Below are 2,696 nucleotides of genomic sequence, written 5' to 3'. Positions count from 1 at the left end.
GACGCCCGGCTTGACCATGCCGGCCAGTTCCTCGACGTCCCAGTTGGCCAGCCGAACACATCCATGCGATCCGACCTTGCCGATCAGCTCCGGTACTGGCGTGCCGTGAATGCCGTAGGTAGGCTCTGTCAGGTCGATCCAGACTGTCCCGACAGGACCATTCGGCCCGCTCGGCAGTTCAAGGATCTTCTTGTTGTTGCCCTGCTGGAAATTGATCTTCGGATTGTAGGTGTACGTCGGCATTCGCGACACGCCCTTAACCTTGTGAGTACCGGTTGGTGAGGGACTGTCCTCACTGCCAATTGTCGCTGGATAGACCGCGAGCAGCGAGCTGTCTTCGGCAAAAGCGAAAACCTGCGCCAGTGTGCGATGAACCTCGATCCGCTTGACCGATCCGGTCCTGGCAGCGCCGGGAATGGCGACAGCGATCGTTTCGCCCGGCTTGAAGGCCGCCGTCGGATTGAGGGCCTTGATCAGCGCGATATGCATGTGGAAACGTTCGGCCAGCTTCTCGGCAATGCTGGTATAGCCGAGATGCTCCATGATCGCCTGCTCGGCATAGTCTTTTGGAATGCTCTCGACGATATCCTCTCCGTCTTCTTGCGTGATGGCATAGGCCTGGATGGCCGGGGCATCATCGGTCAAACGGCCCAGTACGTCGGGATCGAGCTTCCCATCCACTGGCAGACCCTGAAGCGTCTCGAAACCGGCAATCGCTTTCGTCAGGTTGTCGCCTAAATAACCGTCGATGACGCCCGGCGATGAACCAGCCCGGTCGAGCAGGACCTGCAGATGCACGATGGCGGGATTGGGCTCGGTCTGTTTTTCCGCCGGCGCCTCGATCGGAAGGGACGCGATCGCCGTGGTATTGACGGTTTGTGCGTCGATCGGCGCTGCAAAGGCTGGGGAACAGAGCGTTAGAGCGGCGGTCAGTGAAAAGTGCCGAAAGGCATTCTGCATGGAGGCTACCGATAAATTAGGGAGAGACTCTCCACCCGGTGGATGGAGAGGCTTCATTGGAGAAAGATCAAGCAAGGAAGAAGGCCGCCGTTTCCGGCGGCCTTCTTCTTGTTAAATCGTGCGGCGAGTGGTGGTTTCCGCCAGAAGCAACGCCTTCTTCGTGCCGTAGGAACCGCCGAACCAGGCCGCCACAGCCCCGAGCAGGAGGGCGAAGAAGCCCAGGATCGCGCCGGCCGACACTGCCTTGGTGGCCGTCTGCGCCGCCTCGAGCGCCTGCTGCTTGGCCGCAGCAACATTGTCGCGATAGGTCTTCTCGTACTGCTCGACCTGGGTGCGGGCCTGATCGACCGGGATGTTCTGTGCCTTGGCGATCGCATCAGCGGCGCGATTGCGGGCATCTGCGGCCTTTGCCTGGTCACCGGTCACCGCGGCCTGGACCGCCGAAACGGCTGCATCACGCAGGGCTGCCGGATCGTTGCCGCCAGACGCGTCACGGATCTGTTGCTCGATCCCGGCCATCGGGTTTGCAGAAGTCGCAAGGGCAGGGGCCGCCGACGTGGCAGCGGTCGCGGCCGTCTGGCCGACACCGCCGACAATGCTCGACAGACCGCTGAACGCGCCGCCGATGAGGGCACCGACCGACGTGGTCAGCAGGTAGAGGATGACAAGAGTGGTGACAGCCCAGGTGGTTACGCCCTGATACCCGCCGGTCGAGCGGCTCGGACGTCCGGAAAGGCGGCTGGCGGCATAACCGCCGACGAAGGAAGCAATAATGCCGGCCACAACGAACCACGCGCCACCGGCTATGGAAAAGGTGCTTGCATTCGGGTTATCATAGGTTGCGGGATCGATCACGGCGGCGCCGATGCCCACTCCCAGAAGATTGAGGAGGAACTGGACGGCAAGCGCCAGGACGACCCCGGCGAAGATCGCGCCCCAAGACACCTTGTGCAATGTGGCTGTAAGGGAGGGGTCGACATAAGCCGCTTCGCGCGACACGTGGACGGAGACAGGTTCGGTCATGGTGCATCCTTTTCATCACGGGAACGTGAGTGCCACACTAACGCCGCAATTGAAGATCGGTTCCCGTGTCACAAGAGAAAAAAAAGACCGGCGATGGGATCGCCGGCCTCGAACTGCAGCTTCATCAAACGAAGAGCCTTCCATTAGTCCTTGCGGACAATACGGTCGGATCGTTCATCTTCGACTTCCACCTCCGTGCGGCGGACGCTGTCGCTGATGGTCTCCTCGCGCTGTTCGGCCGTTTTGCGCAGAGCAATCTCTTCGACAACGCGCGCATCCTTCGAGACGATCGCCTCCTCATGATGCTCCTCGGCCTCGATCGTACGGTCGACGAAGGCGTTCTCCGTTTCGGTTACCGGACGGTCGACCGTGCGGCGCTCGATGCTGACGTTCTCGTCGCGCAGCGATACCTGTTCACTGACAGGATTTTCGACCACGTAAGAACGGACACGCACGCGGCCATGGTTGAGGTCGCGCTTGGCGACGCGAAGCTTTTCCTCGACCACCGGGATAACCTCTTCACGGCCGGCGTCCAGAGCTGCCGTTCCGGTTGCGCTGGCACGATTGGCGGAGGCGCCATACGAACTCACGGTCTCCTGCTGGTTCCAGCCTTCCGAGCGCCAGCTCTCGGCGCGCTGATCGAGATCGATGCTGCCCTCGTCATCGAGGATATCGATAACCTTGTCATAAGAGGCGGCGGTGACGTTGCTGAC

At 61.2% G+C, this 2,696-nt stretch carries 3 protein-coding genes; all 3 read right to left on the bottom strand.

Features of this window, described 5'->3' with window-relative positions:
- A partial coding sequence (locus tag OK142_RS25105; RefSeq protein WP_498685716.1) for a L,D-transpeptidase family protein occupies positions 1-960 on the bottom strand: 960 nt, incomplete at its 3' end.
- A gap of 111 nt (positions 961-1,071) precedes the next feature.
- Entirely contained in the window at positions 1,072-1,983 is a 912-nt protein-coding gene (locus OK142_RS25100) for a PhnA-like protein (protein WP_138787459.1), read from the bottom strand.
- Positions 1,984-2,126: 143 nt separating this feature from the next.
- The coding region (locus OK142_RS25095) for a YsnF/AvaK domain-containing protein (protein WP_498685715.1) at positions 2,127-2,696 on the bottom strand (570 nt) is incomplete at its 5' end.

The sequence above is a fragment of the Agrobacterium sp. BT-220-3 genome (assembly GCF_025910175.1).
In the GTDB taxonomy this organism is placed as follows: Bacteria; Pseudomonadota; Alphaproteobacteria; order Rhizobiales; family Rhizobiaceae; genus Agrobacterium; species Agrobacterium oryzihabitans.
The sequence above is the reverse complement of the archived record's forward strand: the minus strand, read 5'-3'. Positions and strand labels throughout refer to the sequence as shown.

Bases quoted from the DNA above. Each gene is read 5' to 3' on its own strand.
- OK142_RS25100 (WP_138787459.1), bottom strand. From the start codon at position 1,983: ATGACCGAACCTGTCTCCGTCCACGTGTCGCGCGAAGCGGCTTATGTC.